Raw genomic sequence first — 25,706 nt, 5'->3', positions numbered from 1 at the left:
GCAGAAAGGTAGGACGGACATGGATTTCCGATTGAACGAAGAGCAAGAGATGATGCGCCGGATGGTGCGAGACTTTGCCCAGAAAGAGATCGCACCATTCGTCCCAGTGATGGAGGAGACGGACCAGTTCCCACGTCAGATCCTCAAAAAGATGGGCGAAATGGGGCTCATGGGCATTCCAATTGCCGAAGAGTGGGGAGGAGCGGGAGCGGACTTTATTTCCTACATTTTGGCCATTCACGAGATTTCCAAGGTGAGTGCGACAGTAGGTGTCATTTTGTCCGTGCATACCTCCGTCGGGACGAACCCGATTCTCTACTTCGGTACCGAGGAGCAAAAACGCAAATACGTGACCAAGCTTGCGAGTGGGGAATACCTCGGAGCTTTTGCTTTGACTGAGCCGCATGCAGGTTCTGATGCGAGCAGTATCCGAACCACAGCCGTGAAAAAAGGCGATGAATACATCCTGAACGGAAACAAGGTGTTCATCACGAACGGCGGGGAGGCAGATACGTATATCGCCTTTGCCGTTACTGACTCGACAAAAGGACCCAAGGGAATATCGGCCTTTATCGTAGACAAGGATACACCGGGCTTCACGGTTGGGAAAAAGGAAAAGAAGATGGGACTTCACGGTTCCTATACAACAGAGCTCGTATTCGACAATGCCCGTGTACCGGCTGCCAACCTGCTTGGACAGGAAGGGGAAGGCTTCTGTATCGCAATGGCGAATCTGGATTCCGGTCGCATCGGGATTGCTGCACAAGCTCTTGGTATTTGCGAGGCCGCAGTCCAATACGCGACAGAGTACGCACAGGAACGCAAGCAGTTCGGACAATCGATTGCCAAGCAGCAAGCCATCGCTTTCAAGCTGGCTGACATGGCGACGAAAGCAGAAGTAGCCCGATTGCTGGTATACCGAGCGGCGTGGCTGCGCAGTCAAGGAATTGCTTGTGGAATGGAAGCCTCGATGGCAAAACGCTTTACCACAGACTCTGCGATGGAGCTCGCCACAGAAGCTGTACAAATCTTTGGCGGCTATGGCTATACCAGAGAATATCCGGTTGAGCGTCTGTTCCGGGATGCGAAAGTAACGCAAATCTATGAGGGCACCAACGAAATTCAGCGAATCGTTATCGCCAAGCATTTGCTTGCTGATTAATAGAAATATGAAAAGCACATGGGGGAGTGAGCCATATGAATTTCCAACTGACGGAAGAACATGACATGATGCGCAAAATGATTCGCGACTTTGCAGAGAACCAAGTAGCTCCGACAGCAGCCGAGCGCGATGAAGAAGAGTGCTTTGATCGTTCCATTTTTGAGCAAATGGCTGAGCTTGGACTGACAGGGATTCCTTGGCCGGAGCAATACGGCGGAGCAGGTGCAGATTACCTGAGCTACGTCATTGCAGTGGAAGAACTCTCCCGTGTGGATGCGTCCATCGGTGTAACACTGTCCGCACATGTTTCCTTGGCGAGCTGGCCGATTTACAAATTCGGGACAGAGGAGCAAAAGCAAACGTTTTTGCGTCCATTAGCAGAAGGCAAGAAGATGGGCGCATACTGTTTGACCGAAGCGGGGTCAGGTTCTGATTCTGCTGGAATGCGCACGACAGCCGTACGCGATGGCGATCACTACATTTTAAATGGCACCAAAATCTTCATTACCAATGCAGGTGAAGCAGAAATCTACATCGTATTTGCGGTCACTCAACCAGAATTGAAGCATAAGGGCATCACGGCTTTCATCGTTGAAAAAGGCATGGATGGCTTCACGATGGGGAAAAAGGAGAAAAAGCTGGGTATCCGTTCCTCGCCAACACTTGCGGTCAACTTTGAAGATGTGCGCGTGCCGGTAGAAAATAGACTGGGCGAAGAAGGTCAAGGCTTCAAGATCGCGATGATGACGTTGGACGGTGGAAGAAACGGTATCGCCGCTCAAGCATTGGGAATTGCACAAGGGGCGTACGAGCATGCACGGAATTATGCCAAAGAACGCAGTCAGTTCGGCAAACCAATCGCTTCCTTGCAGGCAATCCAGTTCAAGCTGGCAGACATGGCAACCAAGATCGAGGCATCCCGTTTGCTCACTTACCAAGCAGCGTGGCTGGAGGATCAAGGTCTACCGTATGGCAAAGCATCTGCGATGTCCAAAGTATTTGCAGGAGATACAGCAATGGAAGTGACAACCGAGGCTGTTCAAGTTTTCGGAGGTTACGGCTACACCAGGGAGTATCCTGTGGAGCGCTTTATGCGTGATGCCAAAATTACACAAATCTATGAAGGAACAAATGAAATCCAACGTGTCGTGATCAGCAATTTCCTGCTAAAAGAGTAGGAAGCTGTCCCGTCTTCCAACACGATTACACACATAGAAAAGAAAAGTTTGGCTTTGTGCTCTTACTCGCGTATAATGATCTGCGATGATACAAAAGTAGAGTGTTTGCGCCTTCTTTTCTATGAGGCGTCTGACCAAACGCTCAGTCGGTTGGAAAGGTGGATTTGGAGTGTCTGAAAAGAGAAAAACGATACCATCCTTGGTAAAGGACCCAAAACTGATCGAGAGAAGACGAGAGCAGATTATTGAGGCTGCCGTTCATCTCTTCATTAATAAAGGCTTTCATAAAACGACGACAAGGGAGATTGCCCGGGCGTCTGGATTTAGTATTGGTACGTTGTACGAGTATATCGAGTCAAAAGAAGACGTTCTCTATCTTGTTTGCGATGCCATTCATGCGGAGATGGAGACGCGCTTGCGTGAAGCGATCAACTTCAACGGAACTGGCTTGAAAACATTAAAGGTAGCACTTAAAAGTCTGATCCGCGTGATGGATCAGATGAGCGACCGCGTTTTGCTTATTTATCAGGAAGCCAAATCATTGCCAAAGGAAACACTCCGCTACGTATTAGGGCGTGAAGAAGCCATTTCGCATATTTTCGTCGAAATCCTGGAAAAAGGGATTGCTGATGGTTCGTTGCGCATTGACGAAAAGAACGTCAAGCTGATGGCGGACAATATCATGGTTTTGGGCGAAATGTGGGTCTTCCGCCGCTGGGCATTGAAAAAGCACTATACCATTGAGGAGTACACAGAGAAGCAAATTGCCCTGTTGCTTCGCGAAATCAGTGTCTCCGATTAAGAAGAGAGTTTGAAAAGTCTGGAAAACATGGGGTGCCAAGCATACTTCGCGTCTACTGCGCCTTGATCTGCTTGGCCCTGTTTTTCCTCCTTTTTAAACTTATAAAAAGGAGAGTGGAACGATGGAAACGGAAGTGTATCGTCCGCAAAACAAGGTTCGCTTTGTGACCGCAGCCAGTCTGTATGATGGTCACGATGCCTCGATTAATATCATGCGCCGTATTTTACAATCGTCGGGAGTAGAGGTTATCCATCTCGGACACAACCGCTCTGTTGACGATATTGTAACAGCCGCTGTCCAGGAGGATGTGCAAGGGATTGCCATCAGTTCCTACCAAGGCGGTCATGTGGAGTATTTCAAATACGTAATTGATCTATTACGCGAGCGGGGAGCAGAGCATATCCGTGTTTTTGGTGGCGGTGGCGGCGTTATCGTTCCACGCGAGATAAGGGAATTGGAAGAGTACGGAGTCTGTAAAATTTACTCGCCAGATGACGGCAGACGATTGGGCTTGCAGGGCATGATCAACGACATGATCAGACGTAGCGACTTCCCAACCGTCAAGCAGCTGGAGGAAGAAGTAGCAGGCTTGCGCGAGCAAAACCATCAGGCGATTGCCCGGCTTATTTCCGTTGCGGAGTATGCAGTGGACCAGCCTGTATGGACAGAACCTCTCCGAGAAAGCTTAGTGGAAGCTGATTCAACCATACCGGTATTAGGGATTACAGGTACGGGTGGAGCAGGAAAAAGCTCATTAACTGATGAGCTTGTTCGTCGATTTATTCGCGTTTATCCTGAGAAGACGGTTGCGATCTTGTCTGTCGATCCATCCAAGCAAAAATCAGGTGGAGCGTTACTTGGTGACCGCATCCGCATGAATGCCAACTCGACACCGCGCGTTTATATGCGCAGTCTCGCCACCCGCAAATCAGGCATGGAGCTGTCTGCTGCATTAAAAGACGCGATTCAAGTAACGCGCTCTGCCCATTTTGATCTGATCATTGTGGAAACGAGCGGGATTGGTCAGGGGGATGCGCAGGTCACAGAAGTGTGCGACGTCTCCATGTACGTCATGACCAGTGAATTCGGGGCCCCATCTCAGCTGGAAAAGATTGATATGCTCGATTTCGCTGATGTGATCGCGATCAACAAATTTGAGCGTAAAGGCTCAGAGGACGCTCTCCGCGAGGTTCGCAAGCAATATCGACGCAATCATCAGCTTTTTGAGCTGCCGGATGAGAAGGTTCCTGTGTATGGTACGATTGCAAGCCAATTCAACGATCCGGGAACGAATGTGTTGTTTGCTGCCCTGATGCATCGAATTGTAGAAAAAACTGGCGTTGATTGGTCTGTAGAGCATTTGGATACGACTCCTGTAAAGATTCATAAAACTTCGTTGATTCCGACAGAGAGAATCAATTATTTGCAGGACATTGCCAACACCGTCCGCCAATACCGTGCCTATGCTGAAGAGCAGTCGTTGATTGCTCGCAAGCTGTTCCAATTGCAGGGTGCAAAGGAGACGGTACTTGCCTCAGGAGATTCTGCCGCTGCCGAGCTGGTGGCGGTACTTGATAAACAAATCGTTCTTTTTGAAGAAAAGCTGCATCCAGAGTGCCGACGTATCCTGGAAAATTGGCCGAAGCTGAAGGAAGCGTATCGGAAGGATCAATTCGTCACGAAAATTCGCGACAAGGAATTGGTTACCAAGTTGTTCAGCGTATCTTTGTCTGGTACACGCATTTCAAAAGTAGCTGTCCCTGATTACGAGGATTGGGGCGAAATTTTAAAGTGGTCGTTAAAAGAAAATGTCCCAGGGGAGTTCCCGTATACCGCAGGAGTATTTCCGTTTAAACGCGAGGGAGAAGATCCCAAGCGACAATTTGCAGGCGAAGGTACTCCAGAGCGGACGAACAGACGCTTTCACTTCCTGTCTCAAAATGATGAAGCGAAACGACTCAGTACGGCTTTTGACTCGGTAACGCTGTATGGTGAGGACCCTGACTACCGCCCGGATATTTACGGAAAAATCGGTACGAGTGGGGTTAGCATTTGTACTTTGGATGACATGAAAAAGCTGTACGCCGGCTTTGACCTTTGTGCACCTAGCACCTCTGTGTCCATGACGATCAACGGTCCTGCGCCGATGATTTTGGCCATGTTCATGAATACGGCGATTGAACAGCAGCTGGATGCTTTTGTCCAAAAAGAAGGGCGTCAGCCTACCGAGGACGAAGCGAAGCAAATCAGAGCGTACACGCTGTCGACTGTTCGCGGAACCGTTCAGGCAGATATTTTGAAAGAAGATCAGGGGCAAAACACGTGCATCTTCTCGACAGAATTTGCCTTGCGGATGATGGGGGATATCCAGCAGTATTTTATCGACCATAAAGTGCGGAACTATTACTCCGTGTCCATTTCTGGCTACCATATTGCGGAAGCGGGGGCGAATCCGATTACGCAGCTTGCGTTTACGCTGTCTAACGGCTTTACCTATGTCGAGTACTATTTGAGCCGCGGCATGAACATCGATGACTTTGCGCCGAACCTGTCCTTCTTCTTCTCCAATGGTCTCGATCCGGAATACACGGTGATTGGGCGTGTGGCTCGCCGTATTTGGGCAACGGTGATGAAAAATCGTTATGGTGGAAATGACCGCAGCCAAAAGCTGAAGTACCACATCCAGACATCTGGCCGTTCCTTGCACGCGCAGGAGATGGATTTCAACGACATCAGAACGACCTTGCAGGCCTTGATTGCCATTTACGACAACTGTAATTCTCTCCATACGAATGCATACGACGAAGCGATTACGACCCCAACAGAGAACTCTGTACGGCGCGCGATGGCAATTCAGATGATCATCAATAAGGAAATGGGACTCGCGAAAAATGAGAACCCGCTTCAAGGGGCATTCATCATCGATGAGCTGACAGACCTGGTAGAAGAGGCAGTTATGCAAGAGTTCGAGCGGATCAGTTCTCGCGGAGGCGTGCTGGGGGCGATGGAGACTCAATACCAGCGTGGCAAAATTCAAGACGAGTCCATGTATTACGAAATGAAAAAGCATACGGGTGAGCTTCCGATTATTGGGGTAAACACCTTTATCAATCCGAATGCGTCTGAGGACGATTACGAGATTGAATTGGCTCGTGCGACCGAAGAGGAAAAAGAACAGCAAATCATAAATCTCCGTGCATTCCAGGAGCGACACAAGGGTGTGTCTGCGGCTGCACTGCGGCGCCTTCAGGAAGTGGCTATGGCGGGAGAGAACATCTTTGCCGAGCTGATGGAGACGGTAAAAGTAGCATCGCTTGGACAAATCAGTGCTGCCCTGTATGAAGTGGGCGGCCAATACCGCAGAAATATGTAGCTGGGTAATAACTAGGAAGGATTCTTTGAACTTAGAAAAAATAATCTAAATGAGACAAGGACCACTTCCTTCCATGGAGGTGGTCCTTGCGATTGATTTATTGGAAGCAACCATGAAAGATAAAAGGAAAAGAAGCAGTTATCCCCCTGGGATAGACCACAGAGAGTCCAGCTTCATAACAAAAGGAAATCTTTCACCAAACTAAGGGTGATGCACTTTGTCTAATCTCGAACGGGAATTGTCCATTCCTTCGAATTGTTCGTAGCAGCCAAATATATTCTTAGAGCACCATCACTAGGGTAGACGGCTTTGTTGAGGTGGCATTACGTAGCTGGCGATGATAAGCTTCTACGATGTTCGTTGTATTGATGAGCCGGTCGCTAGTACATTACAATTTATCTATAAAATTGACTTTCCACTTTTGGGTTCCCTCATTTGACATGAATATACCTACAAATCCGCCCTTCCCTTCGTTCTTTTGAAAAACCAAAATCGCATTATTAAATGATTGATCTATTAATACGATAGGAACCAGGTCACCCGTTTTCCTAACACTTATTAAGGAGTTAAGTAATGTGTCATTAAATGAGGTTGCTTCTTCATCCCCCATTTTTTGTGTAATCTGATCGGTTTCAAAGTAATTAAATCGTAAATAATTTGAAACAGGGACCTCAAGTCGATCAATTCCTTCAGACCAAGAACGTTTAATACGATCATCAAAGTCTACAGAAGGCTGAGCACTAATTTTTGACTCGGTTGACTGATAAGTTATCGTTTGATCGGGAATATATTTTTTCATTTGAGTAGAATGATCAACTGGATCTCTTAATGTACTATAAACCAAGGGTAATAAAAATAAGAATAAAAGTGGCATACATATCATTAAAATGAAATGTCTAAAAACTTTCATCTCGCACACCCTCCATAAATTATTGAATAGTTTACATAATTCTCGCCTGAAGATAAAAACAATACTTATATTTGAACTACATAGGAATTTTACTACATTCTCATTAGGTTGAGTATGAAAAAGGCATCTTACTTATTATGGACAGAAAGTATCCATTTAGTTGGTTATGGACAGCAACTACCTGACCATCCCGTTATAACAATTTCTCTTATATCCATATCCTTGAATATTTTTATAACCCAATAAATGTAATGTAAGTCTATTTATATGTAAGGAAGACCATTATATTTAAATATTTGAAAAAATATAAAACTAATAAAGTGTTTTGTTGAAAGATGTAAATGATTGCAATAAAGTGGTATTTATGCAAATTTAAACTATTTTTGGAGGTTGGATTAAGAAAAAGAAATTACTGTCTATTGGATTGGGAATATCACTATTGCTTCCTGTTTCATCTGCCTATGCCGCTTTTGAGTTTGCTGACGCATACACCTTGATGACTTATTCTGGAGACTCCAATCAATTTGTAACAGCACTAGGTGTAACTAGAGGTGACGCAATTGATGCAAAAAAGTCAAAAGCGTATATCGAAATTTATAAAGATGGCGTTTACCAAGACTCTGCTGATAGCGACGTAGTCAATGATGCGTATTCATATGCCAAGGTTAAAGTAACCGATCGAAAAGCTACTTTTTCGGCCAAAACAAACCATAAAATTTGGGATTATAAAGGAAAAACCTTAACTAGGACAACAAAAGATTCTCTAGTAAGTGATGGTCCTAGAAAGAAAGTCCAAATGAATGAGCTTAGAAGTGAACAGGAAAATGCAAGACTTAGCGATTCATGGGATGAACTAAGGAATGATTTTATTCTCTCAGAGGATGAGTGGGACATATACGATTATTTCGATACTGAACTTATCACTCAACAAATGAGCGAAGATGAAGCCACATCATTTAATGATACAGTACTAGAAGCTATCATTGATGTGCGTGAAAAAGATGATTTAGTTCCAGCGGTGCTTGTTAATAAGGAACTAAACGTTGCAAAAGTTCTATTTGAAAGAGAAGAGGGGGCGGGGACAAAGGTTGCAATAACACTGGAGAAGAATGGAGATTCATGGGCTGTTGGTGAGATAGAGGAACAATAGTATTTATTTTTTTGTTTGATAATGTAAAATATTAGAAAAATAGACAATATCAAGGTGTTTTTAGCGAATTATCCACACAATACTGGTCAGTACTGATTACTTTTTGACAGGAATCTAGTGGAAAGTAACTCGGGCGGAATATGAGCAAGGGAGCGGCAACGTTCCCTTTTTCTATTGAATCATGTGTTCATTAGAACGAAAGCTTTAAGCTCGAGGGGTGAGGGCGGAGCTCCTATTATTACCTATATATAGCATATCTGGTCCAATCTCGAACGGGCATTGTAGATTACTTTCAAAGTTCCATAGTGCATAATATAATTTTATTCATAGAGAATAACCAGTGGGTTAAGTAGTCTTTGTATTGGTGGTTTTATTTACCCCGTGATGGTAAGCTTTTACGATGTTCACCTTATAGATGGCCGTCGTATCTCATTTAGATACAGAGTTAGTGCAAACTACGAGCCAATTGTTCGACCTAGAGCGAATAACAATCGATATTTCTTTCCTAATATTTGAGTCTGTAAAATATTTTGTGTAAACTCTCAACCTCTAAACTACAATTAGGAGTAGAAAGGTTGGGAGATTTTTATGATGTCAAAAGAGCAGATCAAGCAGTGGATCAAAGAGAAAAACATGAAGTCAGTGGACGACGTGCAGTCAGCGTTAAAGGATCTATTCGCAGACACGATCCAAGAAATGCTGGAAGCTGAAATCGAGTCCTCTCTTGGATACGCCAAGCATGACATGAAAAACAAGCGGACAACCAACAGCCGCAATGGGTATAGCAAGAAAACCGTCCGTTCTGAGTACGGGGATGTTGACATCCAAGTCCCTCGAGATCGAGAGGGTGATTTTGAGCCGAACATTGTAAAGAAACATCAATCCAATGTGACAGGGATCGAAGATCAAATTCTCGCCCTCTATGCCAAAGGCGTATCCACACGCGATATCCAAGACCATCTGCAACAGCTCTATGGCATCGAAGTCTCACCAACGCTCATATCCAATGTAACGAATAAGATTGTACCGATGATCAAAGAGTGGCAAAATCGCCCCTTACAAGCGGTTTATGCTGTTGTTTTCCTTGACGCCATTCACTTTAAGGTAAAACAGGACGGAGCTATCGTCAATAAAGCCGCCTATATGGTCATTGGTATTGACCTTGACGGTCATAAAGATGTGCTCGGGATCTGGATTGGGGAGAATGAATCAGCAAAATTCTGGCTGCATGTACTCAATGAACTGAGAAATCGTGGAGTGCAGGATATTCTCATTACGAGCGTCGATAACCTTCGAGGCTTTACAGAAGCCATTTCAGCATGTTATCCGAAGACGGAGATTCAGAAATGTGTCATCCATCAAATCCGAAACTCCATCAAGTATGTTTCCTATAAGGATCTAAAAAAGATTACGTCCGAACTGAAACCCATCTATAAGGCTCCAACGGAGCAAGCTGCATTGGAAGAACTCGAGCAATTTGAACAAGCCTGGGGCAGTAAATATCCCTTGATGGTTCGTTCCTGGCGAAATAACTGGGATGAGATTGCGACTTTCTTTAAATATCCCCCAGAGATTCGAAAGCTGATCTATACAACCAACGTCATCGAGAGTTATCATCGACAGCTCCGAAAAGTGACAAAGGGAAAAGCCATGTTTCCCACAGACGATGCCCTTCTGAAGATGCTATATCTCGTGACCATGGATGTTCTGCGAAAGTGGACGGGACGCGTCCAGAACTGGGGACAGATTCTCTTGCAGCTATCCGTTTTCTTTGAAGATCGAGTACAGCCGTACATTCGGTAACAAATGAAAGGCTTCATCCCCGAAGGGATTATCTTTCTCTCCACCAATGCGTCAAGGGTTCGCTTCGCCTTACGCCCTTGACTCTATTGGCTTCGAAAAAGAGGTCCCAATTAGGGGGATGAAACCTTTTCATATATCGGTTGATTGAGTTTACACAAAAATCTTGACAGACCCTAATATTTATTTACTATCAGGAAGACCTTTTCAACCTTAGTCGTTTGGTAAACTTACGAGTGATAATCCGCTATCGCCTCTTGATCCCTGTAATTCATATATTACTTACTGTTTCTGATTTGATGGATCACTCATAGCTTCCATTTGACAGAAAGCGACATAATCTATCTGTTACCTTACTAAATAATTAAAGGTATCTCATATGAACCTCAACCTCAATGTCTCTCGTTGACTTGCCTTTGCCTATAATAGGGATGATTATGAATGAATACTTACATGAACCAAAGAAAAATTCTATTACTGGAATTGACCTAATAAAGATTTTATGTGGCGAGAATTAATAGAAAAATCTAGATTTCCAAGATTCCTTAGTTTAACTCAAACTTCAAGATTGTTAGTGGATGATAAGAGAGATAGTGTTGAGATTTATGACCTTCAAATTCATAAAAAGCCTCTACTGTTTGAAAGCCTTGCATTTTCGTCTAAAATAAGGAATACTGTATGATAGCCTTCTTATGTTGTACGATGTACAATCAAAGAAATCGATATCATTTATGAATGACTTATACAAGCCTGCGTCCCCCGAACAGGGCACCGGGTCAGTATTCAAATCAATCGTTTTCATATGGAAAGGACGTGCCCTGAGTGAGTCAATTGTTTGCTCATATTGATTCCGAGAAACTGAGTGAGATGGCGTTAGTTGACATTGCGTATGAAATTTTGCGTGAAACTAACCGCACTTACAACTTCCGCGAGCTGATGAATGAACTGGTTGCAGTACGCAAGCTGACAGATGAACAACTCATGGCAATCATCGCGCAAGTATACACAGAAATTAACATTGATGGCCGTTTCGTATGCCTTGGTGACAATGTATGGGGATTGAAACGTTGGTACCCAACTGACACCGTTGAGGAAACTCAAGAGGGTGGCGGAACGAAGAAGAAGAAAATCGTCACGGAAGACGACTTCGACGATTACGATACCGAAGACGAAGGTGTCGAAGAATACGAAGACGACGATGTTGTCATCTTTGAGGACGAAGAGGAATTCGTCGACGAAGATTCTGAAATCGAAGAAGAAGAAATCGATGGAGAAATCGACGAGGAAGAACTCGAAGACGAAGAGGATGAAATGTTCGAAGAGGACGAAGAGCTTGAGGAAGAGGAATCCGACGAAGAGCTCGACGACGAAGACGAGAAATAGGTCCTTGACTTCCGCTTGAGGGACAGATAAAATACTCCTTGGGCTTCACATGAAGAAGGATCAAATATGGGAAACTATAAAACAAAAGTGCCCCTACCCCATTTCTTTACGGGATAGGACTCACTTTTGTTTTTCTTTTTTTTTGGAGCCGTCTTCATTCGATTTTTATAACAACTTAAGGGTGAGGGAAAGAGGGGACGTTAACGATGACGAAGTATATTTTTGTGACAGGCGGGGTTGTATCCTCGTTGGGAAAAGGAATTACAGCGGCTTCTCTGGGCCGACTCTTAAAAAATAGGGGTCTGAAGGTAACCATCCAGAAGTGTGACCCATACATCAACGTTGACCCGGGAACGATGAGTCCGTATCAACACGGGGAAGTTTTCGTAACGGACGATGGTGCGGAAACAGACCTGGACTTGGGCCACTATGAGCGCTTTATCGATATCAACCTGAGCGCTAACTCAAATATGACGACTGGTAGAATTTACTCGACTGTCATCGCCAAAGAACGCCGTGGCGACTATTTGGGAGGAACCGTTCAAGTTATTCCACACATCACGAACGAAATCAAAGATCGCATTTTCCGTGCAGGTCGCGAAACCGGGGCAGATGTAGTGATTACCGAGATCGGTGGAACTGTTGGGGATATCGAGAGCTTGCCATTCCTTGAATCCATCCGCCAGATCAAAAGTGACATCGGTCGTGAAAACGTCATGTACATTCACGTAACCCTGGTACCATACATCAAGGCAGCAGGTGAAATGAAAACCAAGCCTACGCAACACAGCGTGAAAGAACTGCGCAGCTTGGGTATTCAACCAAATGTGATCGTGACACGTACCGAGCAACCGATGACGCAAGAAATGAAAGACAAGCTGGCTCTGTTCTGTGATATCGATAAAAACGCGGTAGTGGAATGTGTAGATGCTGATAGCCTTTACGATGTACCACTGCAATTGCAAGCACAAGGATTGGACGATTACGTATGCCGCCACTTGGGTCTAACTTGCCAGGATGCGGATATGACAGAGTGGAAATCGCTCGTAACGAAAATCAAAAACCTGTCCAAAACGACTACCATTGCAATCGTTGGTAAATATGTAGAATTGCATGATGCTTACTTGTCCGTAGCAGAAGCGCTGTACCATGGTGGCTATGCGAACGACTCCAAAGTAGAAATCAAATGGGTGCACGCGGAAGAAGTTACGCCAGAGAATGTTGGCGAACTGCTCGGTGATGTAAATGGTATCCTCGTACCAGGCGGCTTTGGCGATCGTGGTATCGAAGGTAAAATCATCGCTACACGCTATGCTCGTGAAAATAAAGTGCCATTCCTCGGAATTTGCCTGGGTATGCAAATCGCGGTGATCGAGTTCGCTCGCCACGTAGCGGGTATGGATGGCGCAAACAGCTCCGAGATCAACCCGAATACAGCGTATCCGGTGATTGACCTCTTGCCAGAGCAAAAAGATATCGAGGACAAGGGCGGTACCATGCGTCTGGGTCTCGGTCCAACCAAAGTGGAAGAAGGCACGCTGACTGAGGCTGCATACGGAAGCACCCTGGTTTATGAACGTCATCGTCATCGCTATGAAGTGAACAACGAATATCGTGATCAATTGGCGCAAATGGGCTTGCGTTTTGCGGGTACAACGCCAGATGGTCGTCTGGTTGAAATCGTGGAAGTTCCAGAACATCCATGGTATGTAGCCACACAGTTCCACCCAGAGTTCACATCCCGTCCGAACCGTCCGCAGCCGCTGTTCCGTGACTTCGTGAAGGCTTCCCTGAACAAATAACATAGGTCGATAAATAGAAAGACGCACCCGCGATGTATGGTCGCAGGTGCGTCTTGTGTTTTTTAAAAGCAGATCAATGGAACAAGGGAGATAGCCAGGCCACCCAGTAGGCGGCGGGAATGAGCAGGAATTGAGCCAAAATCGTTCCGATAAAACGTGAGATCATCAGCCACAGGTACATGTCGCGAATCGATTCCTGCGTGGTTTTCCCTTGCATCGCTTTTTCTGTCAAAAGGGCAATTTGCGGGTCTACCAAAATGGTCATGAAAATCGTGGCAAAACCGTTGATTAATCCGGAAGACATCAGAACGGTTGCCTTGTAATCTGGGGCTAGCAATGTCGCGTATAACACAGACAGTACGCTGCTTGTGTAGATCGCTGTCCCCAATGCGTTTAATAACAGCAATCGTTTGGGAACGCCTTTGATTCGAAAGCGTGAGATGGCTTGCCAGCTAGGAATCCGGACATGGTGGTGGACGCGTCGGATAGTTTCTACCGTAACTGCCGTCCGAATCATTTGCGGAATCGAGCCCGCTATCTCCAAGTGCGAGATCATTCGTTTCGATATTTGGACAAAAGTGGGAAACAGTACGATAGCTGCTAAGGTTCCGAGCGAGGACGCTGCAATAATCACGTGCAAATACATGCTAGGATCAAAGTGTTGGATTGCAGCTTGGTCCATAAATCCCCCAGTGAATGGTCCTTGAATCAGGTTGGAAGTACGGGAGAGGAGCAATACAATCCCGACCAGAGACAACGCTACAGCGATCCTGCCCGTTTGTACCCCTGCAAAACGGATTCCGAAGGTAAGTGTCTCTGTCGTATGGATAATAAAAGTTAACAAGCAAATCAGCCACAGAGCATCCATAGTGAGTATCTGGCTCCTTGTGTGTAGGGGAAATTGGTTTTTCCCATTATACTCGAAAAGAAGCCTATAGGAAATTTTAAGTTGACGTTCAGCAAAAAACGTGAAGGAGTTTCCTGATTTTAGGCGAACCCATAATAATTAAGAAAACGCATTCGTCAGGGGGGAATCAGAATGTTCGACAAACAAGATAAAAAGGTACTGGTTGTGGATGACCAGTATGGGATTCGCATTTTACTGTATGAGGTGCTGGGAAAAGAAGGGTACAAGACCTTTCAGGCAGCAAACGGGAAAATGGCATTGGAAATCGTGGAAAAAGAATCACCAGATTTGGTTATCCTCGACATGAAGATCCCTGGGATGGATGGTATTGAGATCTTGAAACACATCAAGAAGATCAATCAAGAAATCAAAGTCATCATGATGACAGCTTACGGAGAGCTGGACATGATCAAAGAAGCAACACAACTGGGAGCATTGACTCATTTTACAAAGCCGTTTGATATTGATGAACTACGAATGGCAGTACATCAGCAATTAGCTTGTTAGGAACAGACTGCAAAGGTCAGGGTACAAGCGTCCCTGTTAACAAATGCTTGTCTGTGGTATAATAAGCCACATGACTGAAGTCTGCTAGAGGAGGATTTACAAAATGCCACTGGTACCTATGACCGCTTTTACCGAAGACGTCAAAAAGCATAAATACGCCGTCGGACAATTTAACCTGAACAATCTGGAGTTTACTCAAGCGATTACGGAAGCTGCGATGGAAGAAAAATCGCCTGTGATCTTTGGTGTTTCTGAGGGTGCATTGAAATACATGGGGATCGATTATACAGTAGCGATTGCAAAAGTGGCTGCTGAACGCGCAGGAGTTCCTGTTGCTTTGCATCTTGACCATGGTAGCAATTTCGACATGGTTATGAAGTGTATTCGTGCAGGGTTCTCTTCTGTTATGTTCGATGGTTCCCATCATTCGTTTGAAGATAACCTTCGCCTGACCAAACAGGTTGTAGAGGCTGCTCACGCTGTTGGCGTATCGGTAGAAGGTGAACTCGGTACCATCGGCGGGGTGGAAGACGACTTGTCTGTTGACGAGGAAGATGCCACTCTGGCAAATCCTGAGGAAGCAATCCGCTTCTGGGAAGAAACAAAAGTAGACTACGTAGCGATTGCTGTAGGTACAGCACACGGTATGTACAAAGGGGTTCCAAAAATCCGCTACGACATTATCGAAAAAGTAGCGAGCAACATTGGAGCGCCGATCGTTCTTCATGGTGGTTCCGGCGTACCAGACGAAGCGATTATCGAATCCATCCGTTTGGGCGTAGGAAAAATCAATGTAAATACAGAAAGCCAAGTCGCATGCACGGAAACAGTTCGCAAAGTGCTGGCTGCCAAGCCGAATGAGATCGACCCACGCAAATACCTGGGCCCTGCTCGCGATGCGATCAAGGAAGTAGTCAAAGGAAAAATGCGCTTGTTCGGAAGCAGCAACCGCGCGTAACTGGGAGGATAATCATGCGTTTTTTGATTGATACAGCAAACGTTGAAGAAATCCGCGAAATTCACGAATGGGGAGTTCTGGCGGGCGTAACGACAAATCCGTCTCTGGTTGCCAAAGAAGGACGCGATTTTGTAGAAACCCTGAAAGAAATTCTCGATATTGTTGACGGTCCGATCAGTGCCGAAGTTATCAGTACAGATGCAAAAGGCATGATCGAAGAGGGAGAGAAGCTCGCTGCTCTCTCGAAAAACATCGTCATCAAGCTGCCAATGACCGCAGAAGGTTTGAAGGCAACCAAGTATTTTGCCAAACGCAAAATCAGAACAAACGTAACGTTGGTGTTCTCTGCGAACCAGGCACTTTTGGCTGCGCGCGCAGGTGCGAGCTTCGTGTCTCCGTTCTTGGGACGCTTGGATGATATTGGTCAAGATGGTATGCAATTGATCGAAGATATTGCAGAAATCTTTTCCGTTCACGGTATCGATACCGAAATCATTGCGGCATCTGTGCGCCACCCTGTTCACGTAACGGAGGCAGCCCGCCGTGGTTCTCATTTCGCTACCATTCCAGCGAAAGTTTTCAAACAACTCATTGCCCATCCACTGACAGACAGTGGCTTGGAGAAATTCCTAGCTGACTGGGCAAGCATGCAAAAATAAGGACACGTGTTGAAAGTCCAAGCACCTTTTCCATTGGGGAAGGTGCTTCTTTCCCGATTACGCCTGAGGAGAGCAAAGCATGGATAAGCTGATCATCAACGGTGGAAAACCGCTCGCGGGGACGGTGACCATCAGCGGAGCAAAAAACAGCGCAGTCGCACTCATACCAGCAGCGTTGCTGGCAGATGGACCCGTTGTTATTGAGAATCTCCCCCGTATTCAGGATGTAGGTATTTATCACGAGCTCTTGCAGGAAATGGGAGCTGAAGTGCTGTTCGAAGAAGACTGGATGGAAGTAGACGGTCGCAGTATGAGGCTCATGCTCATGCCAAATGGTCGCATCAAAAAGCTTCGTGCCTCGTACTATTTGTGGGGAGCCTTGCTCGCCAAGTTCGGCGAAGCCCAGGTTGGCTTGCCAGGTGGCTGTGATTTGGGCCCTCGTCCAGTAGATTTGCACATCAAAGGCTTTGAAGCGATGGGCGCCGAAGTGGAGAACAAAAACGGCGTCATGACTATCCGTGCCCAAAATGGACGTTTGCAGGGGGCGCGAATTTATCTCGATCTAGTCAGTGTGGGTGCGACCATTAACATCATGCTGGCTGCTGCCAAAGCAGACGGTGTGACCATTATTGAAAACGCTGCCCGAGAGCCTGAGATCGTCGATGTCGCAACCTTGCTCAACAATATGGGAGCAAACATCAAAGGTGCCGGAACGGATATGATCCGCATTCAAGGCGTAGAACGCTTGCGCGGATGCCGTCATACGATTATCCCTGATCGGATCGAAGCGGGGACGTACATGATTGCGGCAGCCGCTACGAACGGCAACGTGATGGTGGAGAATGTTATTCCAAAACATTTGGAGTCTGTAACGGCCAAGCTGCGCGAAATCGGTGCGCAAGTGGTAGAGCAGGATGACAGTATTCAAGTCATCGGACATGATTCTTATCGATCAATCGATGTGAAAACGAGTCCGTATCCGGGTTTTCCAACGGATCTCCAGCAGCCGATCACGACCTTGCTGACTCTTGCCAAAGGCTCAAGCATCGTGACGGACAATATTTACGGCTCGCGTTTTCGACATGTAGATGAACTACGCCGCATGGGAGCTTCCTTGAAGATTGAAGGAAGATCCGCTGTCATCGAAGGCGGCAGCAAACTGAATGGTGCCAAGGTGATAGCTTCAGATTTGCGTGCGGGAGCAGCTTTGTTCATTGCAGGCTTGGCAACGAACGGCACGACAGAATTAGAAGGACTTGAACATATAGATCGTGGCTACGAAAACTTGGTGGGCAAGCTGCAAGCCTTGGGAGCCGATATTACTCGGGTAGGCCTGCAGAGCATGGAAAACCACCAGCGTTAACCAATCACCAGGAGAGGAGTCTTCCAGAATGGAACGCAGTTTAACACTTGAACTGGTACGTGTGACTGAAGCTGCTGCTTTGGCTTCTGCCAGTTGGATGGGTCTCGGAAAAAAAGATGAGGCTGACGATGCGGCAACGACCGCAATGCGCAATGAATTTATGAAAGTGCCGATGGATGGCGTCGTAGTAATTGGTGAGGGTGAAATGGACGAAGCGCCAATGCTGTACATCGGTGAACGTCTAGGCCAGGGAGTGGCTCCGGCAGTCGATGTAGCTGTAGACCCTTTGGAGGGAACCAATATCCTCGCAAAAGGTACGTGGGGAGCGATTTCGGTCATTGCAATCGCAGACCGGGGAAATTTGTTGCATGCTCCAGACATGTATATGGAGAAAATGGCAGTAGGGCCTAAAGCAGTCGGCAAGGTCGATATCAACGCACCGATTCGCGATAACCTGAAGGCGGTAGCGCAGGCACAAGGGAAAGATATCAGCGATTTGGTTGCTATTGTACTTGACCGTGATCGTCACTCTAAGGTGATCCACGAAATTCGTGAGGCAGGCGCGCGTATTCGCCTCATCTCTGACGGAGACGTAGCCGCTGCGATCAATACCGCTTTCCCTGATACAGGTGTAGACATTTTGTTCGGTTCTGGAGGAGCTCCGGAAGGTGTTCTTGCTGCAGTTGCCTTGAAATGTCTCGGGGGAGAAATTCAGGGCAAGCTCTTGCCACAAAATGAAGATGAGATTAAACGCTGTGTCAAAATGGGATTGACGAACCCTCATCAAGTACTGTTCATGGATGATTTGGTAAAAGGTGATGACGCCATTTTTGCCGCGACAGGTGTAACAGATGGTGAATTGCTCAAAGGGGTTCGTTTCCAGGGAACTCGTGCGACAACCAATTCCGTTGTTATGCGTGCGAAAACCGGAACGGTACGTTTCATTGAAGGGAACCACCGCTTAGAACGCAACGGCTTGTAAGAAAATCATTTTTCGCATTTATTAGTTGAGCTAGGCTTTTTCAAGAGTAAATAAAGAGTGGTGGATGTATGTTACTTTCTGAACTAGAAGAAAAGAAGCTGACCGACCTCTATAAGCTGGCTAAGGAATACCATATTCCGTACTACTCCCAGCTGAAGAAGAAGGAATTGATTTTCGCGATTCTTCGGGCACGAGCGGAGCGGGATGGTCTCATGTTTATGGAGGGGGTACTCGAAATATTGCCGGAGGGATACGGCTTCCTCCGCCCCATTAACTATCTACCCAGCTCAGAAGATATCTACATCTCCCAGTCGCAGATTCGCCGTTTTGATCTGCGGATGGGGGATGTGGTATCCGGAAAAGCAAGACCACCGAAGGAGAATGAACGTTATTTTGGACTCCTTCAAGTAGAGGCAGTGAACGGAGAAGACCCTGAGACAGCCGCAGAGCGTCTTCATTTCCCCGCATTGACACCGTTGTATCCTCAAACCAAGCTCGTACTGGAGACAGCCCCTGAACGTGTTTCCACTCGCCTGATGGATCTTCTCTCTCCTGTTGGACTGGGTCAGCGCGGATTGATTGTGGCTCCGCCAAAAGCGGGGAAAACCATGCTGATCAAAGAAATTGCCAACAGCATTACCGAAAGCCGCCCGGATATCCACTTGTTTGTCTTGCTCATTGATGAACGCCCGGAAGAGGTAACGGATATGCAGCGATCTGTCAAAGGAGAGGTAGTTGCCTCGACTTTTGACGAGTTGCCTGAGAATCACATCAAAGTTGCTGAGCTTGTCTTGGAGCGTGCAAAGCGATTGGTTGAGCACAAAAAAGACGTGGTGATCCTGCTGGATTCTATTACACGTCTCGCTCGTGCCTACAACTTGGTAATTCCTCCAAGTGGTCGAACGTTGTCCGGTGGTATTGATCCGGCAGCCTTCCATCGTCCGAAGCGCTTTTTTGGTTCAGCGCGCAATATTGAAGAAGGCGGCAGCTTGACCATTTTAGCGACTGCTTTGGTTGAGACCGGCTCCCGTATGGACGATGTGATTTACGAGGAGTTCAAAGGAACCGGAAACATGGAGCTTCATTTGGATCGCAAGCTGGCGGAGCGCAGGATTTTCCCGGCGATCGATATCCGCCGTTCGGGTACGCGCCGCGAAGAGCTTCTGCTCACCAAAGAAGAGCTGGATAAGCTGTGGATGATCCGGAAAAACATGAATGAAACAAATGAGTTTGTCGATTCTTTTATTAAAAAGTTGGCAGACACAAAAACAAACGAAGAATTTTTGCAAACCCTAGAGTCTAAGCAACAAGGCAGAGGGAAAGCAGCTAGCACGACGGTGAGTTCATGATGACTCACCGTCATTTTTTTTGTGGCGTTGGCATACCGTTAGGAAGGGAGCTGGAAAAGAAGGAGGAGATGCTTCGTGGAGTACGTGCAAGTTAGCGCTCCGGTGGGGTCACAGATGGAAGCGAAACAAGCAGTCGTGGAGCAAGCGCTATTTCAAGCGTTTAATCCCTATGCCAGTCTGGCTTCACCTGCACCAGCAACGAAAGGAAATTCAGTGGTATACGCTGTTCGGCAAGGAGATACGCTATCTGGTATTGCCGAGCGATACGGCCTTTCTCTAAAAAAACTGGTAGAAGCGAATAGCATTACGAATCCCCATCTGGTAAGCGTGGGCATGAAGCTGATCATCAAGCGTGATGAAGTCGGACATATGGTGAAACAGGGAGAAACGCTGGATTACATAGCAAGGCGATACGGTGTGAGTCGGGAATCGTTAATCGAACGAAATCCGCTGCTAAAATGGCTGTCGGACAACCTGTATGTAGGACAGGTCGTGTATGTCCCTATCGCTAAAGGCAATCCGATGTTGGGTAACGATCCGGAGCAGAAGCGAAGTGCCGTTCAAGCAGCAAGTCGGCAAGTCATCACGAGGATTCGCGGCGGTCTAAGTTGGCCTGTCAGAGAAGCTACGATTACAAGTGGATTTGGAGCACGTTGGGGAAAAACACACAAGGGTGTGGATTTGTGGAATGAACAGGAATCAAAGACCCCAATTTTGGCAGCGAGGGCAGGAGTTGTTGTGGAGGCTGGCGCCAATCGGTCAGGGTATGGGCGGATGGTCGTGATTGATCACGGAGATGGCTTGCAAACCTTTTATGCCCATATGCGTCTGTTGCTGGTGTCATCTGGTCAAACCGTAGAAGCGGGTGAGGTATTGGGATACATGGGGCAAACGGGTAATTCTACAGGCTATCATTTGCACTTTGAAGTACGACAGGATGATGTGCCGATCAATCCACTTCCCTATCTTGGCAGGTAACCCTATACAATTTACATTGCTTTTTCAATGCGATACAATGGGCAAAGCAAAGAAGCGAGGCGATTTTCCCATGTATTTAGTTTACGCAGATGAAAAAGGCAATGTATACGACCACCCAGGTCTTTTTGCAGTGGCTCGTAACGGAGATATATTGACAGAAATTCTGGAAGAAGAACTGATCCCGCTCCCGGAAGGATCGACGTTGGTCAGTTTGCCGGACACCGAGCCGATAGGAATGGACCCTGACACAGGTGAAATGGTCAAGTTGGATGGTTGTACAGCAGTAGGTGCACTTGTGCCACAAGGAATTACACGGCTCTTGCTGCCTGGCTACGTGAAAACGAACAAGGAAAGCAAGCTGCCTTTGTTTGGTTACTCCGCAGTCGTCTGGAAGGATAACCGTTTCTGGGTAACGGGACGTGCAAGTGACGATATTTACAAATGGGACCCGTTGAACTTCCCGATGGATGAGCTGCGCCAGCGAGTGGCAAAGACGTTGGAGACGTTTCCGCAAAACCGTATTTTGAACCATTTGTCCCACTGTGCGTTGGAGTACGAATGCTTGACGGCCTCCAATAACTTTTTCAACCGCTGGGAAGGCAGCTTGCCTGTTTCCTATACCTGTAACGCCGGTTGCTACGGCTGTATTTCCGAGCAACCAGATGACAGTGGATTCCCTTCTCCGCAGACGCGGATGAACTTCAAGCCGACAGAGGACGAGCTGGTGGAAGTCATGCTGCACCACCTGAAGACACCGGAGAGCATCATCAGCTTCGGACAGGGCTGTGAAGGTGAGCCTTCTACGATGGCTTCCATTATTGTTCCTGCTATGCGTCGAGTAAGGGAAACGACAGATATGGGCTTTATCAACATCAATACGAATGCTGGCTTGACAGATCATATCAAAGGCATTGTCGATGCCGGCCTTGATCTGATGCGCGTGAGTATTATCAGTGCGATTGACGAACACTATAATGCTTACTACCGCCCACGCAACTACACGTTGGAAAATGTAGCGCGTTCTGCTGAATACGCTGCATCCAAAGGTGTGTATACGTCCATTAACTACTTGTGCTTCCCTGGCGTGTTTGACCGCGAAGAGGAAATGGAAGCAATGATCGAGTTCATCCGCAGAACAGGCATTAAGCTGATTCAGCTGCGAAATCTGAATATCGATCCAGAGAGCTACTTGGCGATGATTCCAAAAGCGCAAGGCGAAGTATTCGGCATGAAGCAAGCTATCGAAATTTATCAGCAGGAACTGCCAGATGTCGTGATCGGTTCGTTTACACATATTCCACCAGATCAACTCCAGCGTAGGAAAAACATGGCGTAATCGGCCAACCAGTTGCATTTCGACAGTGTTTCATGCTACTATCTTGTATGTGTTTATATAACTCTGTTTCGGCAAACGATTCAGGGCGGAAAGAGGTGTAGAAGAGATGAAACAAGACATTCATCCTAAGTACAACGTAGTAACAGTTAGCTGCGCATGCGGTAACGAATTTGAATCCGGTTCCGTGAAACAAGCGTTGAAAGTGGAGATCTGCTCCAACTGCCATCCTTTCTTCACAGGAAAACAAAAATTCGTTGATGCAGGCGGCCGTGTAGACCGTTTCAAACGCAAATACAATCTGTAATAATCAGAATGTATGGGAACAACCAGGTAGAGCAATCTGCCTGGTTTTGTCTTTTTCTGGCACTGATTTTTTCGGGAGGACAAACGATGACTGCCATAGTCTGGTTCCGTCGGGATCTGCGCTTGCACGACCATGCTGCTCTGCACGCAGCCATGCTCACAGGTGATCCGATTATTCCTGTTTATATAGTGGAGGATTGGCTTTGGCTTTCTTCGGCTGTAGGAGATAAGCGACTCCATGCGCATTTTTCCGCAATAGCTGCACTCGACGACGCTTTGGTTCAACTGGGAGGTCGTCTATTGATTCGCCGCGGCGAACCACAGCAAGTGCTCTGTCAAATAGCGCAAGAGACGGGTGCAGAAAAGCTGTTTTTCAATCGGGATTATACGCCAGACGCTCGCAAGCGAGACGAGCTCGTATCAGAAGTGTTGAGCAGGCACGGCGTGTTTGTCCATGCATGCAAGGATTTGGTTTTGCATGAGCCTGGGGAAATTATGACGAAGCAGCGAAAACCGTATGCGGTTTTTACCCCTTATCGCCGCGTTTGGCAGACGCTCCCCAAAGATCGGCCATTCCCTCAGCCGACAGAATGGATTCTATTTGATCGGTTGAAGGAGTTGCCGAGTGAGCCAGTTCCTACTGTGGAAGCGTTTGGACGAAACCGACCGATGAGCACCGAGTGGGAAATGGAGCAGTTCGGGGAGCGAGCCGCACGTAAACGATTACAGCAATTTTTAGATAGAGACATTTATACGTACAAAGAAAAACGCGACATGCCAGGGGTGAATGCGACATCCCGGCTGTCTTTTGCCTTAAATGCAGGTACTCTGTCTATACGGACGGTGTATCATCGCGTACAGGAAGTGCTTGCTTCCGCGCGGGGTGAGCAGGTTACCTCGATCGAAGCTTTTCTTACGGAGCTCATTTGGAGAGAATTTTATCAGCAGGTGCTTTTTTTTCATCCGCACACGACTAACCATGCCTACCTGCCACAATTTGAAGAGGTCGCTTGGGAAAACAAGAAAGACTTGTTTGTCCGTTGGTGTCAAGGGGAGACGGGCTATCCGATTGTGGATGCTGCTATGAAGCAGTTGAATGAGACAGGATGGATGCACAATCGGCTGCGGATGATTACTGCTTCTTTTTTGACAAAGGATTTGCTTGTGGATTGGCGTTGGGGAATGGCCTATTTTGCACAGCAGTTGATTGATTTCGATGAAGCGGCAAACATCGGGGGCTGGCAGTGGAGTGCTTCCACTGGTACCGATGCCCAACCGTATTTCCGGATTTTTAATCCTGTCACACAAGGGGAAAAGTTTGATCGAGACGGTGCTTTCGTCAAAAAATATCTTCCCGTACTGCGTGAAGTACCTCTACAATATATTCATAAACCATGGGACATGCCGGAGCATATCCAAGAGCAAGCAGGCTGCAAGATTGGCTTCGACTACCCGCTTCCTTGTGTGGACCATGCACAAAGAAGAAAGCTGGCCGTGGCCTTGTTCCAGGAGGCAAAAGATCGCCATGAAAAGACTGAGTAACAACTTTTAGGCAAAGGGAGATAGAGACGTGGCACAACTATATTTTCGGTATGGAGCGATGAATGCTTCCAAATCCATTCAATTATTGACCGTTGCCCACAACTACGAGCAATCGGGGAAAAAAGTAGTAGTGTTTACTCCAGCAGTTGATGATCGCTATGGCGTGGGAAAAGTTGCTTCGCGTGTGGGGATTAGCCGAGAAGCGATTCCGATTAGCGAAGAGACCGATTTGTACCAAATCGTAGAGGCAGAATCAGTCAAGCCGCATTGCGTGTTGGTTGACGAGGCTCAGTTCATCAGCCGCCATCATGTGGATCAGCTCGTCAGGATCGTGGACAAGCTGGGAATCCCCGTCATCGTCTATGGCTTGTTGAAAAACTTCAAGAATGAGCTCTTCCCTGGCAGCGCCGCCCTTTTGTGCGAGGCTGATAAAGTAGAAGAAATTAAAACAGTTTGTGTGTATTGCAATAAAAAGGCGACGCATATTCTCAAGTTCAAAAATGGACAGCCCGTCTACTCTGGGGAAACGATTGAAATTGCTGGGAATGATACATACAGCAGCGTCTGTCGCAAGCATTACTACACCCCTCCAGTTGTCGAATAAATAAAGAAAGCAAGCAAAGCCACCCCCTATTTGTCCCGTGCATGAGCCCAAGAGGCGATGCACAGACTAAGCAAAACAGGAGGTGGCTTTTTCATGCGGACACAGCCTAATTGGCTTTTGAGCAGCTCACGTGTCGTTCTGGGCTTGGTTGTACTTACAACTGTCCTAACTGTCGGATGCGGGGGAAATACGGCTAAGCAACAGAGCTATAGTACGGATGTGAGGAATACACAGCACAATATGAAGATCAGAGGGGATCAAAGCGGCCATACACTTCAAGGCCGTGCGCCTGTTGCGGCGGATCGTGACTCGTTAATGGGACGCAACCAAAATCCGAACATGATTATCGGCCATTGGAACTCACGTAATACCCCAGTAGACGTTACTAATATGGAAAGAATGGCCATGTCGGTAAAAGGTGTGGAAAACGCTCGCATCACACTCAGCGATGCCAATGCATATGTTACTCTTGACCTTGTGCATAACATCACTGCGAATCAGGCGCGAACCATCGAGCAGCAGGTGATTTCGCTTCTTCAGGAAAGACTCCCGCGTTACGATTTTCACTTAACCTCGCATGACGGTTACCATCGCTGACAGGTGAGCAGGACGTATGTAGCAAGGCTCGGCATTGCCGGGCCTGTTTGGCATCGGTAAA

The 25,706-nt window shown here is 46.9% G+C and carries 22 protein-coding genes and 1 pseudogene; 20 read left to right on the top strand and 3 right to left on the bottom strand.

Annotation, left to right across the window (positions count from 1 at the left end; all coding sequences use genetic code 11):
- The first annotated feature begins 19 nt into the window (after positions 1 to 19).
- The 4 genes from ACUUHJ_RS29405 (at position 20) to icmF (ending at position 6,515) form a co-directional block, all read left to right on the top strand.
- Positions 20 to 1,162, top strand: a complete 1,143-nt coding sequence (locus tag ACUUHJ_RS29405) for an acyl-CoA dehydrogenase (protein WP_289674962.1) — start codon at positions 20 to 22, stop codon at positions 1,160 to 1,162.
- A gap of 35 nt (positions 1,163 to 1,197) precedes the next feature.
- Positions 1,198 to 2,340, top strand: coding sequence for an acyl-CoA dehydrogenase (locus tag ACUUHJ_RS29400; RefSeq protein WP_087341794.1), 1,143 nt, complete (start codon positions 1,198 to 1,200; stop codon positions 2,338 to 2,340).
- Positions 2,341 to 2,509: 169 nt separating this feature from the next.
- Entirely contained in the window at positions 2,510 to 3,142 is a 633-nt protein-coding gene (locus ACUUHJ_RS29395; protein WP_016740160.1) for a TetR/AcrR family transcriptional regulator, read from the top strand.
- Positions 3,143 to 3,263: 121 nt separating this feature from the next.
- A complete protein-coding gene (gene icmF, locus ACUUHJ_RS29390; RefSeq protein WP_472300767.1) occupies positions 3,264 to 6,515 on the top strand; it encodes a fused isobutyryl-CoA mutase/GTPase IcmF in 3,252 nt (1,083 codons plus the stop codon).
- Positions 6,516 to 6,739: 224 nt separating this feature from the next.
- On the opposite strand, the pseudogene ACUUHJ_RS29385 reads toward icmF, so the two are convergent.
- Together ACUUHJ_RS29385 and ACUUHJ_RS29380 are read right to left on the bottom strand one after the other, a co-directional pair.
- Positions 6,740 to 6,891: pseudogene (locus tag ACUUHJ_RS29385) on the bottom strand (IS256 family transposase); the annotation flags it as partial.
- Between the two features lie 12 nt (positions 6,892 to 6,903).
- Positions 6,904 to 7,425: a hypothetical protein gene (locus tag ACUUHJ_RS29380; protein ID WP_472300766.1), complete on the bottom strand. Its 522-nt coding sequence runs from the start codon at positions 7,423 to 7,425 to the stop codon at positions 6,904 to 6,906.
- Positions 7,426 to 7,864: 439 nt separating this feature from the next.
- On the opposite strand from ACUUHJ_RS29380, the gene ACUUHJ_RS29375 reads away from it, so the two are divergent.
- The 4 genes from ACUUHJ_RS29375 (at position 7,865) to ACUUHJ_RS29360 (ending at position 13,560) form a co-directional block, all read left to right on the top strand.
- A complete protein-coding gene (locus tag ACUUHJ_RS29375) occupies positions 7,865 to 8,575 on the top strand; it encodes a hypothetical protein (RefSeq protein ID WP_472300764.1) in 711 nt (236 codons plus the stop codon).
- 588 nt (positions 8,576 to 9,163) lie between these two features.
- The gene (locus tag ACUUHJ_RS29370; RefSeq protein ID WP_289673754.1) at positions 9,164 to 10,378 is read left to right on the top strand and encodes an IS256 family transposase; all 1,215 of its coding nucleotides are present in this window, start codon (positions 9,164 to 9,166) and stop codon (positions 10,376 to 10,378) included.
- Between the two features lie 819 nt (positions 10,379 to 11,197).
- Positions 11,198 to 11,758: a DNA-directed RNA polymerase subunit delta gene (gene rpoE / locus ACUUHJ_RS29365; RefSeq protein WP_016740162.1), complete on the top strand. Its 561-nt coding sequence runs from the start codon at positions 11,198 to 11,200 to the stop codon at positions 11,756 to 11,758.
- 206 nt (positions 11,759 to 11,964) lie between these two features.
- A complete protein-coding gene (locus ACUUHJ_RS29360) occupies positions 11,965 to 13,560 on the top strand; it encodes a CTP synthase (RefSeq protein WP_015893660.1) in 1,596 nt (531 codons plus the stop codon).
- A gap of 73 nt (positions 13,561 to 13,633) precedes the next feature.
- Here ACUUHJ_RS29360 and ACUUHJ_RS29355 read toward each other — a convergent pair whose 3' ends face one another.
- The gene (locus tag ACUUHJ_RS29355) at positions 13,634 to 14,428 is read right to left on the bottom strand and encodes a lipid II flippase Amj family protein (RefSeq protein WP_172139199.1); all 795 of its coding nucleotides are present in this window, start codon (positions 14,426 to 14,428) and stop codon (positions 13,634 to 13,636) included.
- A 171-nt stretch (positions 14,429 to 14,599) separates the two neighbouring features.
- Here ACUUHJ_RS29355 and ACUUHJ_RS29350 point away from each other — a divergent pair, with 171 nt between their 5' ends.
- The 12 genes from ACUUHJ_RS29350 to ACUUHJ_RS29295 all read left to right on the top strand — a co-directional run bounded on the left by ACUUHJ_RS29350 (position 14,600) and on the right by ACUUHJ_RS29295 (position 25,645).
- A complete protein-coding gene (locus ACUUHJ_RS29350; protein WP_007725537.1) occupies positions 14,600 to 14,974 on the top strand; it encodes a response regulator in 375 nt (124 codons plus the stop codon).
- A gap of 103 nt (positions 14,975 to 15,077) precedes the next feature.
- The gene (fba, locus tag ACUUHJ_RS29345; RefSeq protein WP_016740164.1) at positions 15,078 to 15,932 is read left to right on the top strand and encodes a class II fructose-1,6-bisphosphate aldolase; all 855 of its coding nucleotides are present in this window, start codon (positions 15,078 to 15,080) and stop codon (positions 15,930 to 15,932) included.
- Positions 15,933 to 15,946: 14 nt separating this feature from the next.
- Positions 15,947 to 16,591, top strand: coding sequence for a fructose-6-phosphate aldolase (fsa, locus tag ACUUHJ_RS29340; RefSeq protein WP_015893657.1), 645 nt, complete (start codon positions 15,947 to 15,949; stop codon positions 16,589 to 16,591).
- 79 nt (positions 16,592 to 16,670) lie between these two features.
- On the top strand, positions 16,671 to 17,954 hold the full coding sequence (locus ACUUHJ_RS29335) for a UDP-N-acetylglucosamine 1-carboxyvinyltransferase (protein WP_472300762.1): 1,284 nt from the start codon (positions 16,671 to 16,673) through the stop codon (positions 17,952 to 17,954).
- A 28-nt stretch (positions 17,955 to 17,982) separates the two neighbouring features.
- Positions 17,983 to 18,936, top strand: a complete 954-nt coding sequence (glpX, locus tag ACUUHJ_RS29330; protein WP_015893655.1) for a class II fructose-bisphosphatase — start codon at positions 17,983 to 17,985, stop codon at positions 18,934 to 18,936.
- Between the two features lie 68 nt (positions 18,937 to 19,004).
- The gene (gene rho, locus ACUUHJ_RS29325; RefSeq protein ID WP_015893654.1) at positions 19,005 to 20,285 is read left to right on the top strand and encodes a transcription termination factor Rho; all 1,281 of its coding nucleotides are present in this window, start codon (positions 19,005 to 19,007) and stop codon (positions 20,283 to 20,285) included.
- A gap of 75 nt (positions 20,286 to 20,360) precedes the next feature.
- The gene (locus tag ACUUHJ_RS29320; protein WP_472300760.1) at positions 20,361 to 21,263 is read left to right on the top strand and encodes a peptidoglycan DD-metalloendopeptidase family protein; all 903 of its coding nucleotides are present in this window, start codon (positions 20,361 to 20,363) and stop codon (positions 21,261 to 21,263) included.
- Positions 21,264 to 21,333: 70 nt separating this feature from the next.
- A complete protein-coding gene (locus tag ACUUHJ_RS29315; protein ID WP_026043394.1) occupies positions 21,334 to 22,599 on the top strand; it encodes a radical SAM family protein in 1,266 nt (421 codons plus the stop codon).
- A gap of 106 nt (positions 22,600 to 22,705) precedes the next feature.
- Positions 22,706 to 22,903 (top strand): 50S ribosomal protein L31, encoded by a 198-nt coding sequence (gene rpmE, locus ACUUHJ_RS29310; protein ID WP_015893651.1) that lies wholly within the window; start codon positions 22,706 to 22,708, stop codon positions 22,901 to 22,903.
- A gap of 86 nt (positions 22,904 to 22,989) precedes the next feature.
- On the top strand, positions 22,990 to 24,444 hold the full coding sequence (locus tag ACUUHJ_RS29305; RefSeq protein ID WP_472300758.1) for a cryptochrome/photolyase family protein: 1,455 nt from the start codon (positions 22,990 to 22,992) through the stop codon (positions 24,442 to 24,444).
- Between the two features lie 28 nt (positions 24,445 to 24,472).
- The gene (locus ACUUHJ_RS29300; protein ID WP_015893649.1) at positions 24,473 to 25,048 is read left to right on the top strand and encodes a thymidine kinase; all 576 of its coding nucleotides are present in this window, start codon (positions 24,473 to 24,475) and stop codon (positions 25,046 to 25,048) included.
- 93 nt (positions 25,049 to 25,141) lie between these two features.
- The gene (locus ACUUHJ_RS29295; RefSeq protein WP_064200385.1) at positions 25,142 to 25,645 is read left to right on the top strand and encodes a hypothetical protein; all 504 of its coding nucleotides are present in this window, start codon (positions 25,142 to 25,144) and stop codon (positions 25,643 to 25,645) included.
- The last annotated feature ends 61 nt before the right edge of the window (positions 25,646 to 25,706 follow it).

The organism is Brevibacillus schisleri (assembly GCF_055685845.1).
Note: the sequence above shows the minus strand (reverse complement) of the source record. Positions and strands in the feature narration are given on the sequence as shown.

Excerpts from the sequence above, each read along its gene's own strand:
- rpmE (WP_015893651.1), top strand. The coding sequence starts at position 22,706 with ATGAAACAAGACATTCATCCTAAGTACAACGTAGTAACAGTTAGCTGC.
- ACUUHJ_RS29355 (WP_172139199.1), bottom strand. The coding sequence starts at position 14,428 with ATGGATGCTCTGTGGCTGATTTGCTTGTTAACTTTTATTATCCATACG.
- ACUUHJ_RS29335 (WP_472300762.1), top strand. The coding sequence starts at position 16,671 with ATGGATAAGCTGATCATCAACGGTGGAAAACCGCTCGCGGGGACGGTG.
- ACUUHJ_RS29350 (WP_007725537.1), top strand. The coding sequence starts at position 14,600 with ATGTTCGACAAACAAGATAAAAAGGTACTGGTTGTGGATGACCAGTAT.
- ACUUHJ_RS29380 (WP_472300766.1), bottom strand. The coding sequence starts at position 7,425 with ATGAAAGTTTTTAGACATTTCATTTTAATGATATGTATGCCACTTTTA.
- ACUUHJ_RS29405 (WP_289674962.1), top strand. The coding sequence starts at position 20 with ATGGATTTCCGATTGAACGAAGAGCAAGAGATGATGCGCCGGATGGTG.
- ACUUHJ_RS29305 (WP_472300758.1), top strand. The coding sequence starts at position 22,990 with ATGACTGCCATAGTCTGGTTCCGTCGGGATCTGCGCTTGCACGACCAT.
- ACUUHJ_RS29295 (WP_064200385.1), top strand. The coding sequence starts at position 25,142 with ATGCGGACACAGCCTAATTGGCTTTTGAGCAGCTCACGTGTCGTTCTG.
- ACUUHJ_RS29400 (WP_087341794.1), top strand. The coding sequence starts at position 1,198 with ATGAATTTCCAACTGACGGAAGAACATGACATGATGCGCAAAATGATT.
- ACUUHJ_RS29360 (WP_015893660.1), top strand. The coding sequence starts at position 11,965 with ATGACGAAGTATATTTTTGTGACAGGCGGGGTTGTATCCTCGTTGGGA.
- fba (WP_016740164.1), top strand. The coding sequence starts at position 15,078 with ATGCCACTGGTACCTATGACCGCTTTTACCGAAGACGTCAAAAAGCAT.
- fsa (WP_015893657.1), top strand. The coding sequence starts at position 15,947 with ATGCGTTTTTTGATTGATACAGCAAACGTTGAAGAAATCCGCGAAATT.
- icmF (WP_472300767.1), top strand. The coding sequence starts at position 3,264 with ATGGAAACGGAAGTGTATCGTCCGCAAAACAAGGTTCGCTTTGTGACC.
- ACUUHJ_RS29370 (WP_289673754.1), top strand. The coding sequence starts at position 9,164 with ATGATGTCAAAAGAGCAGATCAAGCAGTGGATCAAAGAGAAAAACATG.
- glpX (WP_015893655.1), top strand. The coding sequence starts at position 17,983 with ATGGAACGCAGTTTAACACTTGAACTGGTACGTGTGACTGAAGCTGCT.
- ACUUHJ_RS29315 (WP_026043394.1), top strand. The coding sequence starts at position 21,334 with ATGTATTTAGTTTACGCAGATGAAAAAGGCAATGTATACGACCACCCA.
- rho (WP_015893654.1), top strand. The coding sequence starts at position 19,005 with ATGTTACTTTCTGAACTAGAAGAAAAGAAGCTGACCGACCTCTATAAG.